The 23,524-nt window shown below is 62.7% G+C and carries 20 protein-coding genes and 1 CRISPR repeat array; of the genes, 17 read left to right on the top strand and 3 right to left on the bottom strand.

Annotated elements, in window-relative coordinates:
• Nucleotides 1-5: 5 nt before the first annotated feature.
• From KQI11_RS05990 to KQI11_RS05945, 10 genes are all read left to right on the top strand, one after another.
• The gene (locus KQI11_RS05990) at nt 6-701 is read left to right on the top strand and encodes a nucleotide-binding protein (protein ID WP_353653934.1); all 696 of its coding nucleotides are present in this window, start codon (nt 6-8) and stop codon (nt 699-701) included.
• A 53-nt stretch (nt 702-754) separates the two neighbouring features.
• The gene (locus KQI11_RS05985; protein WP_044992901.1) at nt 755-961 is read left to right on the top strand and encodes a 4Fe-4S dicluster domain-containing protein; all 207 of its coding nucleotides are present in this window, start codon (nt 755-757) and stop codon (nt 959-961) included.
• A 12-nt stretch (nt 962-973) separates the two neighbouring features.
• Nucleotides 974-2,038 carry a 3-methyl-2-oxobutanoate dehydrogenase subunit VorB gene (locus tag KQI11_RS05980; protein ID WP_021660020.1) on the top strand — a complete coding sequence of 355 codons (1,065 nt, stop codon included), beginning with the start codon at nt 974-976 and terminating at the stop codon, nt 2,036-2,038.
• Complete coding sequence (locus KQI11_RS05975) at nt 2,038-2,793, top strand: thiamine pyrophosphate-dependent enzyme (protein ID WP_216401451.1); 756 nt, start codon at nt 2,038-2,040, stop codon at nt 2,791-2,793. Before KQI11_RS05980 ends, KQI11_RS05975 begins: the two co-directional genes overlap by 1 nt.
• A 1-nt stretch (nt 2,794) precedes the next feature.
• On the top strand, nt 2,795-3,325 hold the full coding sequence (locus tag KQI11_RS05970) for a 2-oxoacid:ferredoxin oxidoreductase subunit gamma family protein (RefSeq protein ID WP_216401450.1): 531 nt from the start codon (nt 2,795-2,797) through the stop codon (nt 3,323-3,325).
• 224 nt (nt 3,326-3,549) lie between these two features.
• The gene (locus KQI11_RS05965) at nt 3,550-4,155 is read left to right on the top strand and encodes a cytidylate kinase-like family protein (protein WP_216401449.1); all 606 of its coding nucleotides are present in this window, start codon (nt 3,550-3,552) and stop codon (nt 4,153-4,155) included.
• A 125-nt stretch (nt 4,156-4,280) separates the two neighbouring features.
• On the top strand, nt 4,281-4,550 hold the full coding sequence (locus KQI11_RS05960) for a helix-turn-helix transcriptional regulator (protein WP_216401448.1): 270 nt from the start codon (nt 4,281-4,283) through the stop codon (nt 4,548-4,550).
• A gap of 21 nt (nt 4,551-4,571) precedes the next feature.
• Complete coding sequence (gene def / locus KQI11_RS05955; RefSeq protein ID WP_216401447.1) at nt 4,572-5,051, top strand: peptide deformylase; 480 nt, start codon at nt 4,572-4,574, stop codon at nt 5,049-5,051.
• A gap of 779 nt (nt 5,052-5,830) precedes the next feature.
• Nucleotides 5,831-6,886, top strand: a complete 1,056-nt coding sequence (locus tag KQI11_RS05950) for a DUF3592 domain-containing protein (RefSeq protein WP_216401446.1) — start codon at nt 5,831-5,833, stop codon at nt 6,884-6,886.
• Nucleotides 6,887-7,232: 346 nt separating this feature from the next.
• Nucleotides 7,233-9,980 (top strand): bacterial Ig-like domain-containing protein, encoded by a 2,748-nt coding sequence (locus tag KQI11_RS05945; RefSeq protein WP_286172608.1) that lies wholly within the window; start codon nt 7,233-7,235, stop codon nt 9,978-9,980.
• 136 nt (nt 9,981-10,116) lie between these two features.
• Here the strand turns inward: KQI11_RS05945 and KQI11_RS05940 are convergent, their stop codons facing one another.
• The gene (locus tag KQI11_RS05940) at nt 10,117-11,301 is read right to left on the bottom strand and encodes an amidohydrolase family protein (RefSeq protein ID WP_216401444.1); all 1,185 of its coding nucleotides are present in this window, start codon (nt 11,299-11,301) and stop codon (nt 10,117-10,119) included.
• A gap of 133 nt (nt 11,302-11,434) precedes the next feature.
• Between KQI11_RS05940 and KQI11_RS05935 the strand changes: the two genes are divergently transcribed.
• The 7 genes from KQI11_RS05935 to KQI11_RS05905 all read left to right on the top strand — a co-directional run bounded on the left by KQI11_RS05935 (nt 11,435) and on the right by KQI11_RS05905 (nt 18,759).
• Nucleotides 11,435-12,325 carry a LysR family transcriptional regulator gene (locus KQI11_RS05935; protein WP_216401443.1) on the top strand — a complete coding sequence of 297 codons (891 nt, stop codon included), beginning with the start codon at nt 11,435-11,437 and terminating at the stop codon, nt 12,323-12,325.
• 583 nt (nt 12,326-12,908) lie between these two features.
• Complete coding sequence (locus KQI11_RS05930) at nt 12,909-14,069, top strand: SIS domain-containing protein (protein WP_216401442.1); 1,161 nt, start codon at nt 12,909-12,911, stop codon at nt 14,067-14,069.
• A gap of 18 nt (nt 14,070-14,087) precedes the next feature.
• Nucleotides 14,088-14,498: a secondary thiamine-phosphate synthase enzyme YjbQ gene (locus tag KQI11_RS05925; protein ID WP_256136435.1), complete on the top strand. Its 411-nt coding sequence runs from the start codon at nt 14,088-14,090 to the stop codon at nt 14,496-14,498.
• A 24-nt stretch (nt 14,499-14,522) separates the two neighbouring features.
• Entirely contained in the window at nt 14,523-15,683 is a 1,161-nt protein-coding gene (locus KQI11_RS05920; protein WP_216401441.1) for an SIS domain-containing protein, read from the top strand.
• The gene (locus KQI11_RS05915; RefSeq protein WP_216401440.1) at nt 15,667-16,080 is read left to right on the top strand and encodes a secondary thiamine-phosphate synthase enzyme YjbQ; all 414 of its coding nucleotides are present in this window, start codon (nt 15,667-15,669) and stop codon (nt 16,078-16,080) included. The genes KQI11_RS05920 and KQI11_RS05915 overlap by 17 nt, the downstream gene beginning before the upstream one ends.
• Nucleotides 16,081-16,093: 13 nt before the next feature.
• Nucleotides 16,094-16,498: a secondary thiamine-phosphate synthase enzyme YjbQ gene (locus tag KQI11_RS05910; protein WP_216401439.1), complete on the top strand. Its 405-nt coding sequence runs from the start codon at nt 16,094-16,096 to the stop codon at nt 16,496-16,498.
• A 392-nt stretch (nt 16,499-16,890) separates the two neighbouring features.
• Entirely contained in the window at nt 16,891-18,759 is a 1,869-nt protein-coding gene (locus KQI11_RS05905) for a polysaccharide biosynthesis protein (protein ID WP_185914738.1), read from the top strand.
• 252 nt (nt 18,760-19,011) lie between these two features.
• Nucleotides 19,012-19,308: direct repeats of the CRISPR family, unit length 33 nt; unit sequence GTCGCACCCCGCGCGGGTGCGTGGATTGAAATA.
• 172 nt (nt 19,309-19,480) lie between these two features.
• Here the strand turns inward: KQI11_RS05905 and KQI11_RS05900 are convergent.
• A complete protein-coding gene (locus KQI11_RS05900; protein WP_216401438.1) occupies nt 19,481-19,657 on the bottom strand; it encodes a hypothetical protein in 177 nt (58 codons plus the stop codon).
• Nucleotides 19,644-23,249, bottom strand: coding sequence for a hypothetical protein (locus tag KQI11_RS05895; RefSeq protein WP_216401437.1), 3,606 nt, complete (start codon nt 23,247-23,249; stop codon nt 19,644-19,646). Before KQI11_RS05895 ends, KQI11_RS05900 begins: the two co-directional genes overlap by 14 nt.
• Between the last annotated feature and the right edge of the window lie 275 nt (nt 23,250-23,524).

Here is a 23,524-nt window from a genome sequence, read left to right as displayed (position 1 = left end):
CTGGTATCGAATTTCAGCACAAGAGGATCGCGGTCACCGGCCATTACGGCAGCGGCAAGACAAACTTTGTGGCCAACCTGGCCTTCGCCATGGCCAGAGAGGGCAAAAAGGTGACGGTGGTGGACCTGGATGTGGTCAACCCCTATTTCCGCACCACCGACTTCAAGGACGAGTTCGCGCAGGCGGGCATCGACATCATCTCCCCCACCTACGCCAACTCCAACCTGGACATCCCCGCCCTGGGGGCCCAGGTGCAGTCGGTCTTCTGCGACGACGAGGGCTACGCCCTCTTCGACGTGGGGGGGGACGACGCGGGGGCGGCGGCCATGGGCCGCTACTCGGCCCTCTTCAAAGAGGGGGGGTACGAGCACCTGAGCGTCTTCAACTGCTACCGCTACCTGACCCGCTCGCCGGAGGAGTCGCTGGAGATCATCCGCGAGATCGAGACGGCCTCCCGGCTGCCGGTCACCGGCCTGGTCAACGCCTCCAACCTGGGCTTTGAGACGGGGGAGGAGACCATTCTCGACAGCCTCCCCTACGCCGGGGAGCTGGCCGCCCAGACCGGCCTGCCGGTGCGCTGCACCCTGGTGCGCGAGGAGCTCTACCCCGCGCTGAAGGGGCGGCTGCCCGCCCCCTTCCCGGTGAAGATCTTGGTTCGTCAGCCCTGGCAAAAAGAGCTGCCCCGCCAGGGGCAGGAGTAGCGGCGGCGAGTACACGCAAACCCAATTGGCAATGAGATATGAGGAGGGAAATCATGCCCAAAATCACAGTGAACGAGGACATCTGCAAGGGCTGCGGTCTCTGCACCGCCAACTGTCCCAAAAAGATCGTCCGGCTGGCCAAAGACCGGCTCAACAAAAAAGGGTATCACCCGGCGGAGTGCTTTGAACCCGAGGCCTGCATCGGCTGCGCCATGTGCGCCACCATGTGCCCCGACTGCGCCATCACGGTAGAAAGGTAGGGATACGGCAATATGACAGACAGAGTGTTAATGAAGGGCAACGAAGCCCTGGCGGAGGCGGCCATCCGCGCCGGCTGCCGCCACTTCTTCGGCTACCCCATCACCCCCCAGACCGAGGTGTCGGCCTACATGGCCAAGAGGATGCCGAAGATCGGCGGCACCTACCTGCAGGCCGAGAGCGAGATCGCGGCCATCAACATGGTGCTGGGCGCTGCCTCCGCCGGGGTGCGGGCCATGACCTCCTCCTCCTCCCCCGGCATCAGCCTCAAGAGCGAGGGGATCTCCTACATAGCCGGCAGCGACCTGCCCTGCCTCATTATCAACGTCATGCGCGGCGGCCCCGGCCTGGGGGGCATCCAGCCCTCTCAGGCGGACTATTGGCAGGCCACCCGCGCCTCCGGCCACGGCGACTTTCAGAACATCGTCTTTGCCCCCTCCACCGTGCAGGAGATGGTGGACCTGACCTTCCAGGCCTTTGATCTGGCCGACAAGTATCGGATGCCCGCCATGATGCTGGCCGACGGGATGCTGGGCCAGATGATGGAGCCGGTGAGCTTCCCCGAGGACTACACCCCCATCCAGGCCGACAAGTCCTGGGCCACAAACGGCCACCAGAACAAGCGCCCCCACAACATCGTCAACTCCCTCTACCTGCAGGCCGACGAGCTGGAGCAGCTGGTGGTCGACCGGTTTGCCCGCTACGAGCAGGTCAAGCAAAACGAGGTGCTGGTGGAGTGCGAGAACACCGAGGACGCCGACTACATCGTGGTCGCCTACGGCGCCACCGCCCGCATCGCCAAGGCCGCCGTCAAGGCCGCCCGCGAGAAGGGGCTGAAGATCGGCTGCATCCGCCCCATCACCGTCTGGCCCTTCCCCACCGAGGAGATCGCCGCCGCAGCCGAGGGCTGCAAGGGCTTCCTCTGCGTGGAGATGAGCATGGGGCAGATGGTCGACGACGTCCGCCTGGCCGTCAACGGGAAGGTGCCGGTCTCCTTCTTCGGGCGCACCGGCGGCGTCATCCCCACCCCGGCAGAGGTGCTGGGCGAAATTGAAAAAATGGCAGGAGGTGACCGGTAATGGCAATCGTCTTTGAAAAACCCAAGGCCCTGACCGACGCAGTGCTCCACTACTGCCCCGGCTGTACCCACGGCATCATCCACCGGCTGGTGGCGGAGGCCATCGACGAGCTGGGCATCGAGGGCAGGACCATCGGCGTCGCGCCGGTGGGCTGCGCGGTCATGGCGTACAACTACTTTGCCTGCGACATGGTCGAGGCCGCCCACGGCCGCGCCCCCGCAGTGGCCACCGGGCTGCGCCGGGCCCTCCCCGACAGCGTGGTCTTCACCTACCAGGGCGACGGCGACCTGGCCGCCATCGGCACCGCCGAGACGGTGCACGCCGCCACCCGGGGCGAGAACATCACCGTCATCTTCGTCAACAACTGCATCTACGGCATGACCGGCGGGCAGATGGCCCCCACCACCCTGCCGGGGCAGATCACCCAGACCACCCCCTATGGGCGGGACACCGCCACCGCCGGTTTCCCCATCCGCATGTGCGAGATGCTCGCCACCCTCGACGGGGTCGCCCTGGCCCAGCGGGTCACGGTGGACAGCGTCCCCCACGTGAAAGAGGCCAAAAAGGCCATTCAGAAGGCCTTCCAGAACCAGCTGGACCACAAGGGCTTCTCGATCGTCGAAGTCCTCTCCACCTGCCCCACCAACTGGGGCCTCACCCCGATCGAGGCCATGCAGTGGCTGCGGGACAACATGATCCCCTACTACCCGCTGGGGGTTTACAAGGACAAAGACGCGCAAAAGGAGGAGAAGTAGTATGACCCAAAACATCCTGCTGGCCGGCTTCGGCGGCCAGGGCATCCTCTTTGCGGGCAAGGTGGCGGCCTACTCCGGCCTGATGGACGGCAAGGAGGTCTCCTGGCTGCCCTCCTACGGCCCCGAGATGCGGGGTGGCACCGCCAACTGCTCGGTCTGCATCAGCGACGACCCCATCTGCTCCCCCCTGATCCTCAACCCCGACGCCCTGCTGGTGATGAACAAGCCCTCCTACGACAAGTTTATCCACAAGGTCCAGCCCGGCGGGGTGGCGGTCGTCGACGCCACCCTCATCAGCGACCGGGAGGAGATCGAAGGGGTCAAGACCTGCTATGTCGAAGCCACCCGCCTGGCTGAGGAGAACGACCTGCAGGGGCTGGCCAACATCATCCTCCTGGGCAAGGTGCTCAAAGAGTGCGGCTTTGCCTCCCTCGAGGCGGTGAAGAAGGGGATCGAGAAGAGCGTCCCCGCCCGCAAGCAGCACCTGGTCGAACCCAACTTCCGCGCCATTGAGTTGGGGATGAGCCTGTAAAACATCCTGACTGTCTCCTGCCCTTGGCAGGGGCTGTCCGCTCCAAAGTCGCCTCTGTTGGCCGCGCCGGTCGCGGTCAGAGGGGCGGCTTTTTTGCGCCTGTCCCCCTCTTGTAAGGGGGCAGTTTTTTCTGTTTTGCAGAGGATTTTTCTTACCCAGGGGGGCGGCGTTTTGGTATAATGAGGATAGAGGTCGGCTGTCCGGCCCGAAAGGAGCGTGGCAACATGCGCAGACAGATCATCACCATCAGCAGAGAGTTCGGCAGCGGCGGCAGGACCATCGGCAAAGAGGTGGCCCAGCGCCTGGGTGTTCCCTGTTACGACAAGGAGCTGGTCAAACAGGTGGCGACCGAGACCGGCCTGGACGAGGGATATGTGGAGCAGAAGGGAGAGGACGCCCCCGGCTCCAGTTGGCTGGCCTGTGCCTTCTCGGCCCGGGGCGGCCAGGTAGGGCCAAACGGCCTGTCGGTGGACGACTTTCTCTGGGCGGTGCAGCACCGGGTGATCCGGGAGCTGGCCGAGAAGGGGCCCTGTGTCTTTGTGGGCCGCTGCGCCGACTACATCTTGCGGGAGCGGCAGGACTGCCTGCACGTCTTTGTCCATGCCGGCCCGGAGGTGCGGGCAGACCGGATCGTCCGCCTCTATGGCGAGAGCGAGAAGAAGCCCGCCAAGCGCTTGGAGGAAAAGGACAAGAAGCGCCGCACCTACTACAAGTATTACACCGGCCAGGAGTGGGGGATGTCGCAGAACTACCACCTCTGTCTGGACAGCGGCGCCCTGGGGCTGGACACCTGTGTGGACCTAATCGTCGGCCTGGCGGAAAAAGAGTGAGAAGAGGCCCCCGGACCCTCTCGGGTCCGGGGGCCTTTTGCCGTGCGAATGGGAAAGTTGACTTGACAGTTGTGGACCGAGCTGGTACCGTAAAGGAAAGTTGACTTGACAGAGGAGGGGGCGCGTTGAAGAATCGCATCCGCCTGCTGCGGCGGGAGAAGGGGCTTTCCCAGCAGGCGCTGGGAGAGCGGGTGGGGGTTTCCCGCCAGACCATCAGCGCCCTGGAGGCGGGGCGGTACGAGCCCTCCATCTGGCTGGCGCACGACATTGCGCGGGTGTTTGGCCTGCCCATTGAAGAGGTCTTTTTGTTTGCGGAGAGCCCCCGCAAGAGCCGTGCCGAGAGCAGCCGCACGGGGGCGAAAAGACAGCAGAGAGAAAGAGAAGCTCTGCTGTAAAGGAGAGAGGGAGGCGCCAACATGGCTTTGCGTGAAATCAGGAAGAAGGGGGACCCACTGCTCAAAAAGCCCTGCCGGGAGGTGGGGGAGGTCGACGGGCGGACCCGGCAACTGCTGGAGGACATGGAGGAGACGCTGCGGCAGGTGGGCGGCGCAGGGATAGCCGCCCCTCAGGTGGGGGTGTTGCGGCGGCTGGTGGTGATCCTCCCCTGGGAGGAGTCGGGCCTTGAACAGCCGCTGTTTTTGGTAAACCCCCGCCTGACTTTGGCAGAGGGAGAGCAGGAGTGTGTGGAGGGCTGTCTGAGCAACCCCGGCTGGTGGGGAAAGACCATTCGCCCCCAGCGGGTGCGGGTAGAGGCGCTCGACCGGGAGGGAACCCCCATCTCTATCGAGGGGGAGGGGGCGCTTGCTAAATGCCTCTGCCATGAGCTAGACCACCTGGACGGGGTGGTCTTTTGGGAAAAGGCCATCTGCCAGGTCTTTCCCCAGGAGCAAGAATAAAGGGGCGACTTGCCGCCGGTATGGGGCCGGGTTGTGAAATAGGTAGAAATGGCTTAAAAACACCCCTTCTGCTTTTTGGAATGGGTTGCGGAGGACTCGCAGAAACGGGTCTCTTCCGCGCCGGCCTCTCTCTTTTTAATTGACATACCCTATTCTGATTGGCTTTTTTGCGAAAAAGCTTATCGGAAATGGAGGAAAGAAAAGGGGGAGAGGCCGCCCTTAAAATATCGCAGCTTTTACCGCCTTTGGGGGCGGTGCGAACCCCAAGTGGACGGGAATTCCCCGCTAGGTTCGCACTGAGAAATGGCAGGATAAACGGACGGGGCAAAAAAGAAGAGAGGACAACAGCCAAAAAATTGACAAGCGTTTGTCGAGAAGGTATATTGAAAGCACAAACAACAGCGTACTTTTGTGTAAGTTTGCGGTCGCACCCCGCGCGGGTGCGTGGATTGAAATTCGGCAGACAACGCCGTCCTCCCCCTGTTCGATGGTCGCACCCCGCGCGGGTGCGTGGATTGAAATAAATGAATGGAACATATTTGCGAGGCGAGATATAGTCACACCCCTCGCGGGTGCACATGTTACTCCTCCCCCCCTTTGCGGAGTTGAAATTTGTGCCCATATCACAGCTGTGCGCAGTGCAGCGCAAAACGGCGCGGCAAGTGGTGGCCGCGCATTTGCAAAAAACTTTCTGCCACAAGCGCACCGATGGCCGATGGCCACCGGCAGGAAAACCATTGACAGGCCAATGGGCAAATGAGAAAAAAGGAGGCAGATGTGTGAGGAAGAGAGGCTACTTGCTGGTGAGGGCCATTCCCATTTTGTTTACCGCACTGTTTTTGGCGGGGGCGATAATCAAGGCGCAGAATGTTTCAAGCAGGCTCATGATCCTTCCCTTTTTGATTTGCAGTGTTACAGAGCTTTTGCGAACGATGTTTTTGGCGGCGGGCTGGGAGAAGGCGGCAAAGCTGCTCAACAAGGTGTACGCCGTCAGCTTTTTGCTCTACGTATTTGGCTTCTTGGGCGTTTGGTGCTATGTGAACATCGCCAATCAAGCGTATCTGCCGCTGCTGTTCTCGCTGCCGTTTTGGCTTGTTGGAGCCTATCTGGTATACAGGGTATTTTTTAGAAAAAAGGATCAGCCGGTCAAGGCCGATTCCAAGAGGCGGTCTATCCACCTGAACGTCGACTTCAGGGTGGTCGTGACCTGCTTTTTGGTGGGGGTGTGCCTGCTGTCCGGCATCGTCATTCTGTTTTTAGGGGTGAAGGACACCATCCAGTTGAGCCAGAGAGCAGGGGGTTACACTGCCACCGAGGGGTATTTTGTCGACTATGAGGTCTACCGGAGCGACAGGGAGGGAACGACCTATCGCCTGATTTATGAGTATGAGGTAAACGGCGCCCCGTACCGTGTCTCCACGGACTACGGGACCAATGCGATCCCCGCGCGAAATAGCACCCGAACGGTAAAATATGATCCTGCTAACCCTCAAAAATCAGTTCTGGCGGGGAGCAACAGCGCAAATTGGATGGTTTTTATGGGTCTTTTCTTTGTTCTCGGCTCCACCGTGTTCATCCTGGCTTGGCTCACCGGGAAGGGGTGCTTTGACAGGTGCAAAGTCAGTGTATTGGGCGTCTACATTGGAATCGTGTTCGCCTTTGTGGGAGCTGGCAGTATCCTCTTGCGAATGGGGGAGACGGGCTCGTGGCTCTCCTGCTTCCAATCGTTTGGGCTCTGGATTTTGGTCCCGCTGCTGATGATCGCGGCAGGCGTCTTTCAGACGGTCAAATGCCTGCTTCCCGCCCGCAACAAAAAGGGGGAGAGAGGGCAGTAGGCGCGTTGCGGCCTGCTGCTGCGCCATTGCCGCCAAGGCGGAAGAAAAGGGCGAAGGGCAAACGCTCTCGTGCGCCTGCCGGCCCGCCAACTCTGCAGTGAATTGGCCGGAATGCCGTTTCCCCCTTTTCTCCTCAGCAAAAAATGCGATCCTGTTCCCGCCTTTTTGGCCGCCTCAAAAGGCGGCTTTTTTGTTTCCCTGTCCGGAATGCCAAAAGAGCCCCTTTTTCTTTGGCTGAAATGTCACTGGTTCTCCTTTGCAACTATTGGTATAATTTTCCTAACAACTTCGACAAATTAACTGTTTTTTCGACAATTTGCAAATGGGGAAAGGGGACGTGGAAAAGATGTGTATCTGCGGGAAGAGAGGGGTGGCGGCCCTGCTCGCCACCCTGCTGGTGGGCGGGGTGTTCCTGCCCGCTGCTACTGCACTGGCTGCACCCGCTCCCTCGCTGTCGGCCACTGCCGACAAGAGCGAGGTCGCCCCGGGGGAGGGTGTTCCCATCCACCTCTCCCTCTCGACTGGGGGGTGCCAGGTGGCAATTGTCCAACTGGTACTAAATGTCCCCCAGACAGGTTGGTCCTGGGCGGCAGACGGGGCAGACAGGTGGGTTTCCCCCTCCGCCGCGGCCGCCGTCGACGAGCAGCCAAATGCCGGGAGCCACGAGTGCTTTATCACCCCAGCCGACGGATCGGCCTATTTTGGGTCGACAGCTGAGCTGGGCGTTTTGGAGGCACTGGCGGGGGAGGGGGCGCCGGCGGGCGCTCCCCTTGCAGCCGACCTGCACTATACCCTTTTGGATGAGAACTTTGCCCCTTTGGGGGAGGAGGACCGCCCCCTCGTCCTGCCCGATGTCTCCGTCTTCGCCCCTGCGCCGCCGGCAGTCACCGGCCTTTCGGTGGAAAAAATGCCCGACAAGACCCTCTATCTGCCGGGAGAACAGCTGGACTTGGCAGGCGGTCTCCTGCGGGTAGACTATGGGGACGGCACCAGTGCCCAGTTGCCGATGGCCGAGGCCGACTGCGATGTCGGCGCGGTGGGGGAGGGGCCGCAGCAGCAGATCGCCCTCACCTACCAGGGGCAGTCGGTCTCCCTCTCCGTCGGGGTGCGCCAACCCCAGGGCCTGACCGTGCAGGCGCTGCCCGACAAGACCCGCTACGCGGTGGGGGAAGGGCTGGACCTCACCGGCGGCCTGCTCTCGGTCGACTACGGCGACGGGATCTCCCGCCCGGTTCAGATGGCGGTGGCCACCCCCAGCGGCTATGATGCCACCCGGGTGGGAGAGCAGGAGGTCGCCCTTCGGTGGAAGGGTTTTGATGTCTCCTTTTCCGTGACGGTGGACGGGGGCGACCTTCGGTCCATCGCCCTTGCCGCCCTGCCCGACAAAACGGTCTACCAGGTGGGGGAGGCGTTCGACCCCGCCGGCGGCGTCTTGCGGCTGGAATACGCCGGTGGCGGCTGGGCGGAGCGGCCTTTGACGGCAGACCTCTGCCAGGCAGCTGCCCTTGACAGCCCCGGCGAAAAGAGCATTTTGGTCTCCCTCGGGGGGAAGACCACCACCTTTGTGGTGGCGGTGGCGGACAACCCGGTCGCCGGGCTGGTTCTCCTCTCGCCGCCGCAGCGCCTAGCATACCAGCTGGGGGAGGAGCTGGAGGTGGCCGGCGGGCGGTTGCAGGTCTGCTACCAAAACGGCGACAGCAGCGAGATGGAGTTGACCCTTGCCCTCTGCAGTCCCACCCGCTTTACCCAGCCGGGCAGTCAGACGGTCACCGTCTCCTACCTGGGACAGAGCGCCGCCTTCACCGTGCAGGTGGCACCGCGGCGGCTGACAGGCATCGCCCTCGCCACCCTGCCGGCCAAGACTGTCTACCGGGTGGGGGAACCCTTTGACCCCGCCGGCGGCAGAGTCACCCTCACCTACAGCGATGGCAGCGAGGAGGTGATCCCCCTCGCCTCCGAACTGGTCAGTGGCTTTGACAGCGCCACACTGGGCGAGCAGACACTGACGGTGTCCGTCGAGGGCCAGACCGCCGCCTTTTCGGTGCAGGTGCTCCCCGAAGAGCAGCTGTGGGGCCTCTCCTTCGCCATTCTCCCCAACAAGTCAAGCTACCTGCAGGGCCAGCCCCTGGACCCCTCTGGGGGCGTTCTCCTCCTTTCGCGTGGGGAGGAGCAGCGCCGCATTCCCCTTACAGTCGAGATGTGCTCCCGCTACCGCCCCCAGCTGTTGGGCGTGCAGATGGTGAGCGTTGCCTATGAGGGTGGGCGGGTCGATTGGCCGGTCACCGTGCTCTCCCGGGCGCGGGTGGACGCCCTCAACGCCCAGATGGAAGGGATTTCGCTGGAGGATGTCCTCCCTGAGGAGGAAGGGGCGCTGCGGGCACTCTTCGAACAGGTAGAGGCGCTGTCCCCGCTGGAGAGAGAGGAGCTCTCCACCCCGGGTCTGACCCGGCTCAAGCAGGCCATCGACCGGGCCGCCGCCCTCGCCGCCCCCGAGCGGGTGGAGCACTTTGACCAAAATCGCCTCACCGTCCGCGCCCCACAAGGGGCCCTCTCCTGGCTGTGCGAGCTGTCGGTGCGGGAGAAGGCGGTCGATGACCCCCTCACCCAGGCGGTCCAGCGCCTGCGCGGGGAGAGGGCCAAGGTCTGGCGCTACTACCAGCTGGAGGTGGAGAGCGCCGCCCGCGCCTCCGGCGGCTTTGCCGCCCCGCTGGAGGTGCGCATCAGCCTGGATGACCTGGCAGACCCCGCCACCGCTGCGGTCTTTTTGGTGGCGGAGGACGGCGCCCTCTCCCAGTGCCCACTGCAAATCGAAGGGGAGTGGGGCACCTTTGTCGCCCCCGCCCCAGGCAGCTACGCCCTGGTGGGGGAGCGAGAGGAGGAAGAAGAGCCAGGTGACGGGGAGAAAGGAGAGGCGGACCCCTCCACCGCCCCTGGGGGAGAGGGAGCGGGCTCCCCTGGCAGCTCTTTGGGCGGCAGCGCCAAGACAGGAGAGGGAGGCAACCCCATCCTGCCGCTGGCCCTGCTCCTGCCTGCGGGGCTCGCCCTCTCCCTGACCCGGCGAAGAGGCGGGCTCGACGATCCGGACAAGCGCTAGGGCGCGGCCCTTGAAAAGATGGGCGCTCCAAGGGCCCACAGCGTCGATTGACAAAAAACGCCTGCCCGCGGCGGTCCGCCGCAGGCAGGGGAAAAGAGGGCGGGGACACAGTCGCGGTGTCCCCGCCCCTCTGTATTTACGCCCTTGTGTACAGGATCTCGCCGTTTTTGACCGTCATAAAGCAGCTTTCCAGTGCGTGGATGTCGTTCAGCGGATTCTCGTCAAACACCGCCAGATGGGCCTTTTTGCCCACGGTGATGGAACCCAGCTCATCCTCCACATCCAACATCTTGGCGCTGTTGATCGTCCCGATCGCCAGGGCCTCTGCCGGCGTCAGGTCGCATTTTTCCACCATTGTGACCATCTCGCTGGCGGTGTCGTCGAATTCGCAGAAGCTGGAACCGGCGTCGTTGCCGCAGGCACAGGGGATGCCCGCCCGGTACGCCTTTTTGAAGGAGGCGTACGCGGCATGCTCCAGCCGCAGCGCCTTTTCGCGCACCTCGGGGATCAACCGGTCGGCATGTCTTGCGATGTTGTACAGCGCCGACACCGTGGGGTCGAGCCAGGTACCCTGGGCCAGCATCATCTCAACGGACTCGTCGTCGAGGCCGATACCGTGCTCGATGTGGTCCACGCCGGCAATCACCGCGTTCTTGATGCTCTGGGCGTTCTGGGCATGGCAGCAGGTCTTTTTGGCGGCGTCGTGCGCCACCTTTACACAGGCCGTCAGCTCCTCGACGGTGAGCTGCGGACTGTTGGGGTCCATGCCCGCGGTCAGCACGCTGCCGCTGGAGTAGAGTTTGATGAAATCCGCCCCCTCGCGCAGCTGCAACCTGGTCGCCTTCATGCACTCGTCCACGCCGTCCGCCTGACAGGCGCCGACATTCCAGGTCGCCCCGCCGGTCATGCAGATGGCGGAGGCCACGACCTGCAGGTCTGGGGCCATTCGGATGGTCCCGCCAAGGATGTTCTTCTTCAGCTCGCAGGCGGCCCTGTTGGAGGTCCCCACATCCCTCACAAAGGTGACGCCGGTTTTGATCAGTTTCTCGCAGTTGAGAATGGAGAACAGCGCCTTGTCAAACTCTGTCATCTTTAACAGGTCTGTCTGCACCGGCGTGCTGTTTGACCACAGGTGCACGTGGCAGTTAAACAGCCCCGGTGTCATGTACTTCCCGGCGAGGTCGATCACCTCGCTGCCGGCCGTGTCAACGCCCTGCCCGATCTCGACGATTTTGCCGTCCTCGACCAGGACAGTGCAGTCGGCCAGCACCTTGTGCGCCAAGACGTCCACTGCGTTCACATGGGTAAAAGCCCGTTTCACAAAATCCCCTCCTAACGGTGTGTGTTGAGAGAAGTGTAGCGCAGACGCCGCGGAAAGAAAAGCACGAAAAAAATTGTTTTCATCAACAAATGCGTTGATATATACTGTCCTTAGACAGACGGGAGGGATGTTTGTGAATGAGCGAAGTCTGGTGGTCTTTCTGGAAGTGTATCGGGAGAGGAGCATGCGGGCGGCCGCGCTGAACCTATATGTCAGCCCCCAGAGTGTGAGCAAAACCATTCTCGACCTCGAAGCAGAGGTGCGGGAAACGCTTTTTGTGCGGGAACAAAAACACCTTGTCCCCACCGACTATGCGATCGAGCTGAAAAAGCACGCGGAGAAAATCCTGTCTGAGTACAGCTTGATCAGAGGGCACTCCCTGGGCCAGCCCCCGCCGAGGCAACTGCTGAAGATTTTTTGCACCTACGGGGTGACAGAGCTTTTGGGCGCGCAGTTTGTCAGGGATTTTAACCGGGTGCACAAGCACATATTGCTCTATCTGGCGGAGATCCCAGACGGCCGCGCGCTGGAACTCCTGCAAAAAAACGAGGGGGCGGCGGCGATCCTGTCGGACCCCAGCAACGGGAACCTCTTTACCTCCCGCCACATATACACGTCCGAGTACTGCTTTGTCGTCGGCAAACAGCACCCGTTGAGCGGGGCAAAGTCAATTGGAATACGGGATTTGGACGCGGTTGACATTGTGACAAAGGGCGGAGAATTTCAGCTGTACATCAACCAGATGGCGGGCTTTTTAGACGCTGACGTGCACCCGAACGTCGTGCTGGAGACGACAAGCTACCACCTGTCCCTGCAGATGGCCGCCGAGAATATCGCAGTTGCGTTCATACCGAAGTACATGGCCCAGCGGTATCACCCGGACAACGCGGTCATCATCCCCTCTGGTCGCTATGACTGCTGCAAGCCGTTTTACTTTGTGACCAAAAACAGCGGGGAGATCGGCGAAGAGACCAAGCGGTTTCGGGACTTTTTGACACTCTGGGTCGACGCCAATATCAAGTGACGCCCTGCCGGAAAGCACCGTCTCGCCGGCAGGTGAGCGGAGGGCGCGTCCCGATGGCCCGGGGCAGTGTGGAGGGATCTCCCCGAAAAGCCAGAGGGGAGGTCTGGGCAGGTTGGCCCGGAAGAGAGGGCGCCGCCGCGCGGGGAGATCGCGCGGGCCGTCGGGGAGCGGGTCTGGAGGGAGGAAGGGGGGAGGCGCTCAGCCCCCCCCCTCCCAAGAGACCGAGACCCCGTATGGGCCCCCTCGGCCCGCCGCCCCAGTGGCCAGCTGTTTGCCGCCCCTGCCTCTGGGTGCAGCCCGTCAGGTCTCACAGGCCCCCCGGCAGGAGCTGGGGGGGCCTGTCGCCCCCAGGGCGCCGCCGGTGGTCCCCTTTTGGTGGAGCAAGCGTACAGTTTATACGGCTTTGCCCTCTGGGTGTCCTGCGGATTTTGGCCGGGTGGGAGAAAAGCGGAGAAAATAGAGATTTTGTTTGGGAACAATTGACTTTGACCTGGACGCCCTATACAATATTTTATGGAAAGCAATTTTTAGAATATACAAATTGCCCAAAAAACATGTCCTATTTTTGTCGGGAGGTAAAACCATGAAAAAACTGGACTGCAACAATGCCCTGCGGATGGAGACCTTTGACCTGCCGGTCATGGCCCGCCCCTTCGCCGAGGCAAACGACAAGCCCTTGCGAATGGCCCTCACCACCCCCCAACTCTTCTCGCCCCGCAGCTGCCTGCTGGTGGGCTGCGGCGACTCCTACTGCGCCGGGGTGGCGGCCAAACCGCTGTTCGAGCAGTTGGGCGGCATCCGCACCGAGGCCCTCTCGGCCATGGAGGCGTCCCGCCACTGGCCGAAGGGGAGGATCGGGAACGAGCCCTGCAACCCCCTGCTCTACGTCATCTCCGCCTCGGGCAATGTCTCCCGCAACATCGAGGTCTGCCAGCGGGCAGCCGCCTGCGGGGTGGGGGCCCTGACGGTGGCGGTCACCGCCCACCCGGACTCCCCCATGGCCAAGGCCAGCCAGGCGGTGCTCCCCATCTCCCCCACCCCCTTTGACAGCGGTTTTGACGAGCACTCCCCCGGGCTGCGCAGCTACTACGCCTCCCTCTACGCCCTCTGCTCCTCGGCCATCCGCATGGGCGAGGTGAGGATGCGCTTTCCCATGAGCCAGGCCGACGACTACCGCCGCGCCATGGTGGAGTACGCCGAGTCCTTCGGCGGCGAGGTGATGGAGCAAATCGACGACGCCATGTTTGCGCTGGCCCAGCAGTGGCAGGAATTTGACAGCTTTGAGTTTTTGGGCAGCGGCGCCCAGATGGCGACCGCCTGGTTTGACGCGGCCAAGATCTACGAGGCGACCGGCGACGTGGCCACCTACGAGGACATGGAGAACTGGTGCCATGTCAACTACTTTGCCCGCGATCACCGCCGGGTGGGGACGGTGCTGAGCATCTCCAAGGACTCCCCGGCCATGGTCCGCGCCCTGGAGGTGGCCGAGGTGCTGGCCCGGCTGCGGCCCACCCTCATCGTCACCGATGCCGACACCGCCCTCTTCCCCAAAGAGGCGACGGTCTGCCAGCTGCCCAGCCCCCGCTACGGCTTCCTGGCCCCGCTGATGGACTACGTGCCGGTGGCCCTCCTCTCGGGGTACCTGGCCCGGCTGAAGGGGGTCTCCCTCTTCCGGGGCGGAGAGCCGGCCTTCCAGAGCCAACCCACCCACTTTTTGAAAACCAGCCAGATCGAGATCGTATAGGAGAGGGGAGGAACCACCGTGCATTTTTACGAGACCAAGATCGAGTGCCCCAAGGACGGGGTGGTGCAGCTGACCGAGTGGCTGCGCCAGTGCGTGCGGGAGAGCGGGGTGCAGTCGGGCATCGCCGTCCTCTCGGCCCCCCACACCACCTCGGGCATCTCCTTTAACCCCTACATGCTAAAGCCCGAGGACCACCAGGACATCCAGCAGGCCCTGGACAGGCTCATCCCCATGCGCATCGACTACGCCCACCAATTTGACAACCCGGCCGACGCGGCGGGGCACAACAAGTCCGCCCTCATGGGCACCAACACCACCTTCATCGTCGAGGGGGGCGAACTGGTGCTGGGCGGTTCCCAGGGCGTGTTTTTCTTCGAGTTCGACGGTCCCCGCACCCAGCGGTGCCAGCTGGCCGTGTACAGCGACTAGCCTTTTGCAAGGAGGAATGATTGGATGAACAGCGCAATGGAAAATCCGGCCGTCCGGCAATCGCTGGGACTGGTCGACTGCACAAAACCCCTCTGCGACGACCTGCAAAAAAAGATCGAGACCCTCTACACCGACGAGGAGATCCGCAACTTCTGCGAGGTGCTCCTCACCGGCTGCGGCGACTCCTATGTGGCCGGGCTGGCGGTACAGCCGGCCTTTGAGGCGTTGAGCGGGATGCGGGTCAAGGCCCTCTCCACCACCGAGCTCTGCTTTCACTATCCGCTGCCCAGCGGCGACTACGGCCCCGCCCTGGCGGTGGGGGTGAGCATCTCCGGCAAGGCCGCCGACACCGCTGCCGCCATGCAGGCGGTGAAAAATGCCGGCGGCTGGACCCTGGGGGTCACCGAGAGCCGCACCACCGCCCTGGCCCAGACGGCCGACCGCATCTTGAAACACGACTCGATGGAGGCGGAGCTGGCCCCCGGCACCAAGACCTATTTTACCAGCCTTCTCTCCCTGCTCCTGCTGGCCGTCCACTTCGGGGTGGCCAGGGGGCACATCACCGCCGACGAGGCGGCCGCCGTGCGCGCCGACATCGAGGGGTACACCGAGGCGTTTCGCCCGGTCATCCCCGCCCTGACCGAGCAGTGCATGGCCCTGGCGGAACTGCTCAAGGACTGCCGGCACTTTGAGACGGTGGGGTCGGGGACGGACTACGCCACCGCCGCCTTTGTGCGGGAGAAGATCTACGAGGCGGTGGGCAAGGTCACCGCGGTGGAAAATACCGAGGACTGGCTCCACGTCAACTACTACGCCAGAAAGCCCGCCGAGATCGGCACCCTTCTCTTTGCCGCCGGAGACAGCCCGGCCAAGAGCCGCTACCTGGAGGCCGCCTGGGCGATGGACTTCATCGGCCGGCCCTATGTGGTGGTCACCGACCTGGACGCCGGAGAATTCCCCCCTTCTGCCAAGGTCATCACCCTCCCCAAGGCGCCCCGCCTCTGGCTGACGCCGCTGATGCAGTTCATGCCCATGACCATGCTCTTTGGCTTCATGCAGGAACTGCTGGGAGAAAAGCCCTTGCGGGGGCTCGAGGGCGTGTGGGGCGGCAAAAACGCCATCTACGCCGACCAGAGCGGCATCCTCGACTACTTTAAAGAGAAGGGGGATGAAAGCCGTGTTTGAGACCATCCAGCTGCAGACCCAGCGACACAAGGCCTATGACATCACCGCACAGGTGAAGGAGATCGTCGAGAGAAGCGGGGTCAAAGACGGCATCTGCACCGTCTTCTGCCCCGAGACCACGGCGGGCATCTGCATCCACTCCTTTTGGGACCCCCTGGGGTGGGACGACATGATGGACGACATCCAGCGGGCCTTCCCCGCCACGGTGGACTACCGGCAGCGCACCCCCTCCGCCTACACTGCCGCCGCTGCCACCAAGGCCAGCTTGATGGGCGGGGTGCAGAGCCTGATCGTCCGGGACGGGGCGCTGGCCTTTGGCTCCTCCCAGGGCATTTTGCTGGCCGAATTCGACGGGCCCAGCCGCTGCCGGCGGGTCTGCGTCAACGTGATGGAATAGGGAGGACAGAGCCATGTATCAGACCATACAGCTGACCACCGGCCCCATGCAGGCACTGGACATCACCGAAAAGGTGCGCGCCTGCGTGCGGGAGAGCGGGGTGCAAAACGGCATCTGCGTCCTCTTTGTCCCCCACACCACCGCCGCCATCTCCCTTGGCAAAAGGGACGCCGAGGGCAAGGTGGGAGAGGACTTTCAGGGGGAACTGGACCGGGTGATCCCCCTGCGGGCCAACACCATCCACGTGGAGACCCCCTTTGACGCGGCGGGACACATCAAGTCCAGCATCGTCGGGGTGGACATCACCCCGCCCATCTGTGATGGGGAACTGGTCCTGGGGGATGACCAGGCCGTCTATTTCTACGAGTTCGACGGCCCCCGGCCCCGCAAGGTGCTGGTGAAGTGCTACGGAAAATAGAGCGCAATTCCCCTTTTGCATGAAAGAGGGCGGCCCGTGTTCCCCGAGGGGAGCGCAGGCCGCCCTTTGCCGCGTGTTAGGGGGGAGGCGCGAGGGTGCAGGGACCGGGACGATGGATGTCAGAGCCCGTCTTTGAGAATCTCTTCAGCTGCAATCGCCCCGAAAAAGGCGGCCATTTCTGTGAGCTTGCAGCGGGGTTTCAGTTGGTGTATAATGGGGTAACAACCGATGAGGTTGTCAAAACCGGAGCGCAGCCGCACGATCTCCCCCAAAAAAGAGGGGCGGTGATGCGGCTTCTCAATTGGGCGGGCGAAGGCCCCTGGCGGCCTCTCCTCGCCCATTCGCCTGTTGGGGCCCGGTTGTGATCCGCTGCAAAAAAGGATGGATTCGCTATGAACAGTCTATACAATGCCCTGCTCAAGGCCAAGCGGTATGTGCTCCTCCCCTTTGACCTGGTTCTCTGGGGGTCGGCCTACTACTTTGCCTACGCCATTCTCCACAGCTCCTTCTCTCTCAAGGGCTATGAAGAGGAATTTTTGGCCACCTTCTTTCTCTACCTCATCTGTGGCACCGCGGTGTTTTTGCTCTTTCGCATCTACAACAAGATGTGGCAGTACGCCGACATTGTCGAGTACCTCTACATCGGCACGGCCTGCGTGGTGGGGAACGCCGCCTTCGTCATCTCCTCCCTTCTCTTGGATCTGCCGGTGGGGATCCGAGCCTATGTGTTGGCCGCCATCCTCAGCACCTTTTTCATCTTCCTCTTCCGCTTTGTCTACAAGATGAACAAGGTCATCGACGCCAAGTACAATTTCCCCACCGCCCGCAAGAAGAAGCGGCTGCTCATCGTCGGCGGCGGCGAGGCCTGCGCCATGATCCTCAGCGAGCTCAAGCGCAACCCCCAAAACAGCTTTGAACCGGTCTGCATCGTGGACGACGACACCACCAAGTTCAAGCGCACCATCCAGGGTGTCCCCATCATGGGCACCACCGACGACGTGGCGCGGCTGTGCGACCAGTACAGTGTGGACGCCATCCTCTTTGCCATTGCCAACATCTCGCTGAAGGAGAAAAACCGCATCATCAACCTCTGCGCCGCCACCAAGAAGGAGGTCAACATCATCCCCGACCTCTACAAGGTGATGACCGGGCAGGAGGTGCCGGTGGGCACCATCCGCCAGGTGGAGGTGGAGGACCTGCTGGGCCGCGAACCCATTGTGCTGGACATGAAGCCGGTGGCCAAGTATGTCGCCGGGCGCCGGGTGATGGTGACCGGGGGCGGGGGGACCATCGGCTCCGAGCTCTGCCGCCAGGTGGCCAAATTTGCCCCCCAGCAGCTGGTGATCGTGGACATCTATGAGAACAACGCCTACGAGATCCAGCAGGAGCTGCTGCGCAGCTACGGCAAGGCCCTCAACCTCTCGGTGGAGATCGCCTCCATCCGCGACCGGGACAAGATGGACGTCCTCTTCTCCCGCTACCGGCCGGAGATCATCTTCCACGCGGCGGCGCACAAGCACGTGCCGCTGATGGAGCCGGTGCCCGAGGAGGCGGTGAAGAACAACGTCTTTGGCACCCTGAACCTGGCCCAGTTGGCGGACAAGTACGGCGTCAAGCGGTTTGTGCAGATTTCCACCGACAAGGCGGTGAACCCCACCAGCGTGATGGGCACCACCAAGCGCATCTGCGAGATGATCATGCAGTCGATGGACCAAATCAGCGAGACCGAGTTTGTGGCGGTCCGCTTCGGCAATGTGCTGGGCTCCAACGGCTCGGTCATCCCCCTCTTTAAAGAGCAGATCCGCAAGGGCGGGCCGGTGACGGTGACCCACCCCGACATCATCCGCTACTTCATGACCATCCCCGAGGCGGTGAGCCTGGTACTGACGGCCGGTTCGCTGGCCAAGGGCGGCGAGATCTTTGTTCTCGATATGGGCCAGCCGGTGCACATCCGCGACCTGGCGGAGAACCTCATCCGCCTCTCCGGCTTCCGCCCGAATGAGGACATCAAGATCGAGTACACCGGCTTGCGACCGGGCGAGAAGCTCTATGAGGAACTGCTGATGGACGAAGAGGGGATGAAAGAGACCCCCTACGAAAAAATTTTCATCGGCCGGCCGATCGACATCTGTCCCGACGACCTCTGGCGCTCCCTCGACGAGATGCGCCCCCTGGCGTACAGCAACCAGCCGGACAAGGTGATTGCCGAGCTGCAAAAGATCGTGCCCACCTTCACCCCCACCCCCAACCAACACAGTTGAGAGAAGAGCGGCTTGCCGAAGAGATGTCGGCAAGCCGCTCTTTTGCGTCTGGGTGGAGAGCCGGGAGATGTGGAGGCTTTGGTGCGAACCCCAAGCGCACAGGGATTTGCCGGGAGGTTCGCACCAAAAAATGTCCGCATATTGCCGGGGAAAAGGAGAAGACGGCGGACAGAGAAGATTGATTTGACATGGTTTTGTGAAAAGAGGTATAGTAGAAGTGCAGATTGACGCAGGTTTTTGTGCCAATTTGCTGTCGCACCCCGCGCGGGTGCGTGGATTGAAATAATTTTCGGTCCACCCAGCCTACTGAGTACCCCGCGTCGCACCCCGCGCGGGTGCGTGGATTGAAATACAAACATTTCGGTGAAAAACCCGTGGGGATTGTCGCACCCCGCGCGGGTGCGTGGATTGAAATAACCTCACGGGGGCCGGGGGCAACCCGCACTACATCGTCGCACCCCGCGCGGGTGCGTGGATTGAAATGCTTTTCCGGGTTCCCCGAGAGGAATACCCGGGGTCGCACCCCGCGCGGGTGCGTGAATTAGAATTCCTCGAACTGCCATGTCGTCAGCTCGGAGGATGTAGCTATATCCCGTTTGGGTGCGCATGACAATAGCAAATTATCTCTATGTAACTGCCCGCTTTTCCCCATCCCTAAAAAAGAGAGCCTCTAGGTATTCCCAGAGGCTCTCTTTTTCACTCTATGCCCTCTAAAAGGCAGTTATCCCTCTCCGCCATTCTGTTTTCGGGTGCGGTGGATGAGATAGATGGCGGACAGCAGCAAGCTAACCCCCAGCAGGAGGAGCGCTGCCAAGTCCCAGGAACAGGCGGTGTGGACGGCGCAGAAAACGGCCGCAGCCGCCAAAGCGGTGAGGACAGCAAAATCACAAGTTTTCACGGGTACTTTCCTCCTCTCTATCCAGTTGGCACTTGCGCGCCAGGAGATAGGCCAGGGCGATTGCCGTCAGCGCCAGCGCGAGCCAGTGCACCCAGCAATCTGCCGGCTGCCGGTGGCCGCGGCCACCCGGTTCGCCGGTATAGGGCCCATTGCCGGCAGAGCTTTGCCCGCTGTCGGTGCCGTCGGAGACGATGTCGCCTCCCTCCACCTGCCGCTCGGTGAGGTTGTAGGTAAAGGCGAGAGAGGAGGAGTTGCCGTACTCGTCGACGACCCGGTAGAGGATGAGGCAGGAACCGAACCGGTCGGTGGCAAAGCCCTGGTCGGTGATGTCCCGCCCATCTTGGTAGAGGGCAACGCTCTCTTTCAGGTGGGTCCCGGTGCCCGGGGCGATCTGGTACTGCCCCCGCATCCAGTCCAGCGCCTCCTGGGCGGAGAGGGTCCCGCCAAAGGCGGGGGGATAGGCCACCAGTTCGGTGATGCCATCCTGATAGCTGCGGTGGACGGTGGCGTCGGGATCCACCGCCTCCTCCGGCTCGGGCAGGGGGCGCTCCGGGTCGGCCGGCTCAATGACTGGCGGGTCGTACCGCTCCACATACTCGTAGGTCAGCTCCAAGGTGGTGGAGTTCCCCTGGACGTCGGTCACGGTGTAGACCCCCACGCAGGAGCCGGGGACGGTGGAGGGCAGGCTGTCCGACGTCATGGCGAAGGAGACTTCCCCCGGGCCGAAGCTGTAGCGCTCCTCAATGATTTGCCGCAACTTTTCCGGGGTGAGGGTTCCGCTGAACTGGGGCGGGTCGGTGATGGGGACGACGATCTTGTCCTGATAGGTGTGGTGGATGAGGCCGTCCCTGTCCACCTCTTCCTCTGGGCCCTGGGGCGGTCGCTCCGGGTCGACGGGGTCGATGGCGGGGGGCTCCACCCGCTCCTTGAAGATGTAGGTCAGCTCCAGGGTGGTGGAGTTGCCGTCCCGGTCGGTGACCGTGTAGGTGATGAGACAGGAACCCGGCGCGGCGGAGGAGATCTCCACCACCGGGTGGCCGCCCTGCTCCATTGTCAGGGCGTGGCCCACCAGGCTGGCGCTGCCGGCGGCAAAGTCGTAGTGGTCGCGGAGGTAGCCCAGGGCGTCGCCGAGGGTGAAGTGGCCGCCGTAGGCGGGAGGATCGGAGATGAGTTCGACGACTGTGTCGGTGTAGCGGTGGTGGACGGTGTTGTCGGGGGCGACGGTCTCCTCCGGCCCCTGGGGCGGGCGATCGGGGTCGTCGGGGAGGATGGCCGGGGGCTCTGACTTCTCGATGAAGGTGTAGGTCAACTCCAGGGTGGTGGAGTTGCCGTCCCCGTCGGTGACGGTGTAGCGCCCCAGGCAAGAGCCGGGGACGGTGCTGGGCAGCCCGGCAGCGGAGATGTCGGCCCCGTTTTGGGTCATGGCATAGGTGACGGTGCCCGCGCCGAAGGCATAGCGCCCCTCGATGACGGCCTTCAGGTCGTCCGCCGTGAGGGTGCCGCCAAATGCGGGCGGGTCGGTGATGATCTGGACGATCTGCTCCCGGTAGGTCTGGTGGACCAGGCCGCTCTTGTCCACCTCTTCCTCGGGCTCCGGCATGGGGGTGTCCGGATCCACCGGGTCGATGGCGGGGGGCTCCACCCGCTCCCTGAAGGTGTAGGTCAGTTCAAGAGTGGCGGTGTTGCCGTCCCCATCTGCCACTGTGTAGGTGATGAGACAGGAGCCGGGGATGGAAGAGTCAAGGCCGGTGGCGGAGATGTCCACCCCGTTTTGGGTCATGGTGGAGGACTCGCCCAGGGTGCTGCCCGTCTGGGCGGCAAAGGTGTAGTGGCCCTTGATATAGGCCAGGGCGTCCGCCGCGGTAAAGGTCCCGCCGTAAGCCGGCGGGTCGGAGATGAGCTCCACCACCTGGGCGGTGTAGCGGTGGTGCACCCGGTTCTCCTGGGGGCCGACGGTCTCCTCCGGCCCCACAAGGGGGTTGTCCGGCTCGTTCGGCTCGACGGTGGGGGGCAGGGGCTTGTCGATGAAGGAGTAGGTGAGGTTCAGGGTGGCGGTGTTGCCGTCCTGGTCGGTGATTCGATAGACGGCCTGGCAGGAGCCGGGGGTGGAGGAGTCAAGGCCGGTGGCGGAGATGTCCGCCCCACTTTGGGTCGTGGACACCAGCTGCCCGGAGAGGGCCCCCGAGTGGGAGGTGAACTGGTAGCGGCCCTCGATGATGGATTGCAGGTCGCTGCCGGTGAGGGCGCCACCGTAGGCGGGCGGGTCGGAGATGATCTCCTCGATGGTGTCGGTGTAGACGGCGTGGACGAGGCCCGCTTCGTCGGCAGAGGCGGTGGGACCCTGGGGGTTGTGGTGGTTCGGCTCGTCCTTCACCTCTATTTCGGGCGGGTCGTTGACGGTGATGGGGATGCTGGCGGCCGAGGGGTTGCCCGCTGCATCTACCGCCCGGTAGACCCCGTTTTGGGTGGGGGTGAAGGTCTGGGAGGCGGAGCCGTTGCCGGAGGAACTGAGAGAAAAGGTCTTGGCTGCCGACCAGGTCCCTGTGATAGGGTCCTGCCGCTCCAACTTCCAGACGCCCGAGAGGCTGTCTACCGCAGTGAGGGTGTTGCCGGAGGCCGTCAGGGTGGGTGGAGTACCATCGATTTTCACCGTGTCGTTGACGGTGGAGGAGAGCTTGCCGTTTGCCGTGTTGACGGCCTGGTAGGTGAGGGGGATGCCGGAGGTCTCTGCCGTGTAGCTTTTGACCGCGTCGCCCCGTTGCAGGGTGGCTTCCACTGCGTTCCCCTTTTTGATGTGAAACTGGTCGAAGGTGCCCTCGTAAAAGACGAGGTCCACCTGAGAATTGTTCCAGCCGTTTTCGTTGGCCGGGGTGCGGGTGTAGTGGTAGTCGGTGCCGGGGACGGGCTGGGGCTGGCTGGGGTCGGGGGTGGCGTCCGGGTCTTCAGGCACCAGGGGGATGGCGGGGACCAGTTCGGCCTTGGAGTAGCGGTGGGACTGGAAGAAGTCGTCGGCAATGGTCTGGCCCACGGTGACCGCTGCCCCGGTGGGGTTGACGATCTTCGCCTTGTAGGTGATGGTGTTGTCCCCCGCGCCGGTCATCTTGAAGGGGATGCCGCTGCCTACGATGTCGGTGCCCCCGTCCACCGTTTGGCCGTTGGCGACGATCTGCTGTCCCTGGGCCTTGGTGAGGGGGACGATGCCCGCGGTGGGGTAGTCCTTGTTCCCCTGCAACAGCTTGAGGGTGCAGGGAATGGCCTGAGAGCTCGCCTTTTTGTTGATGTTTTTGACCTTGGCCTGGACGATGACGGTGTCTCCATTTTTGGGGATCTCTCCGGTGGCAAAGGCAGAGCCGTTTGCCTTGAGCAGCTTGGTCTCCACGAACTCCGGGTAGTAACTGGTATAGGCCGCGGTGGTAAAGGTCCCCCCGGCCTTGGAGCCGGTGGGCACTGCGGCTGTCTTCTCCCAGGTCACCTCCCCTGTAATCAGGAGGTAGAGCTTTTCTACCCCGGGATAAAAATCGTCTACTCGAGAAGAGAGGGTGTAACTGCCATAGGTGAAATAGAGCTTTTTTTCGCTACAGCTGTAGCGCACCGAAAAGGGCCTGCTGCCGCTGAAATAGGTACTCGGCAGGTCTTTGCGATCCACGTAATCGTTTATGACTGGAAGACTGTAATCTGCCCTGTTGATTAAAAGACCCAGTATATCATTTGCCTTGCCTACGCTCAAATAGATGAATCTTTGAGTGTTATTGGCATCTTGTGTCAGACAGATGGCGGCATTGGAGAGAACAGGCAAGGGGGCGTGTATTGAGATGTCAAAGGTGCCAGAAAGCTCCCAATCGGCCTCAAGAGAAATCTCTACTTTGC

This window comes from Acetanaerobacterium sp. MSJ-12, assembly GCF_018917875.1.
GTDB lineage: Bacteria > Bacillota > Clostridia > Oscillospirales > Ruminococcaceae > Bittarella > Bittarella massiliensis.
The sequence above is the reverse complement of the archived record's forward strand: the minus strand, read 5'-3'. Positions and strand labels throughout refer to the sequence as shown.

Excerpts from the sequence above, each read along its gene's own strand:
- KQI11_RS05985 (WP_044992901.1), top strand. The coding sequence starts at position 755 with ATGCCCAAAATCACAGTGAACGAGGACATCTGCAAGGGCTGCGGTCTC.
- KQI11_RS05980 (WP_021660020.1), top strand. The coding sequence starts at position 974 with ATGACAGACAGAGTGTTAATGAAGGGCAACGAAGCCCTGGCGGAGGCG.
- KQI11_RS05975 (WP_216401451.1), top strand. The coding sequence starts at position 2,038 with ATGGCAATCGTCTTTGAAAAACCCAAGGCCCTGACCGACGCAGTGCTC.
- KQI11_RS05970 (WP_216401450.1), top strand. The coding sequence starts at position 2,795 with ATGACCCAAAACATCCTGCTGGCCGGCTTCGGCGGCCAGGGCATCCTC.
- KQI11_RS05965 (WP_216401449.1), top strand. The coding sequence starts at position 3,550 with ATGCGCAGACAGATCATCACCATCAGCAGAGAGTTCGGCAGCGGCGGC.
- def (WP_216401447.1), top strand. The coding sequence starts at position 4,572 with ATGGCTTTGCGTGAAATCAGGAAGAAGGGGGACCCACTGCTCAAAAAG.
- KQI11_RS05945 (WP_286172608.1), top strand. The coding sequence starts at position 7,233 with ATGTGTATCTGCGGGAAGAGAGGGGTGGCGGCCCTGCTCGCCACCCTG.
- KQI11_RS05930 (WP_216401442.1), top strand. The coding sequence starts at position 12,909 with ATGAAAAAACTGGACTGCAACAATGCCCTGCGGATGGAGACCTTTGAC.
- KQI11_RS05920 (WP_216401441.1), top strand. The coding sequence starts at position 14,523 with ATGAACAGCGCAATGGAAAATCCGGCCGTCCGGCAATCGCTGGGACTG.
- KQI11_RS05915 (WP_216401440.1), top strand. The coding sequence starts at position 15,667 with ATGAAAGCCGTGTTTGAGACCATCCAGCTGCAGACCCAGCGACACAAG.
- KQI11_RS05910 (WP_216401439.1), top strand. The coding sequence starts at position 16,094 with ATGTATCAGACCATACAGCTGACCACCGGCCCCATGCAGGCACTGGAC.
- KQI11_RS05905 (WP_185914738.1), top strand. The coding sequence starts at position 16,891 with ATGAACAGTCTATACAATGCCCTGCTCAAGGCCAAGCGGTATGTGCTC.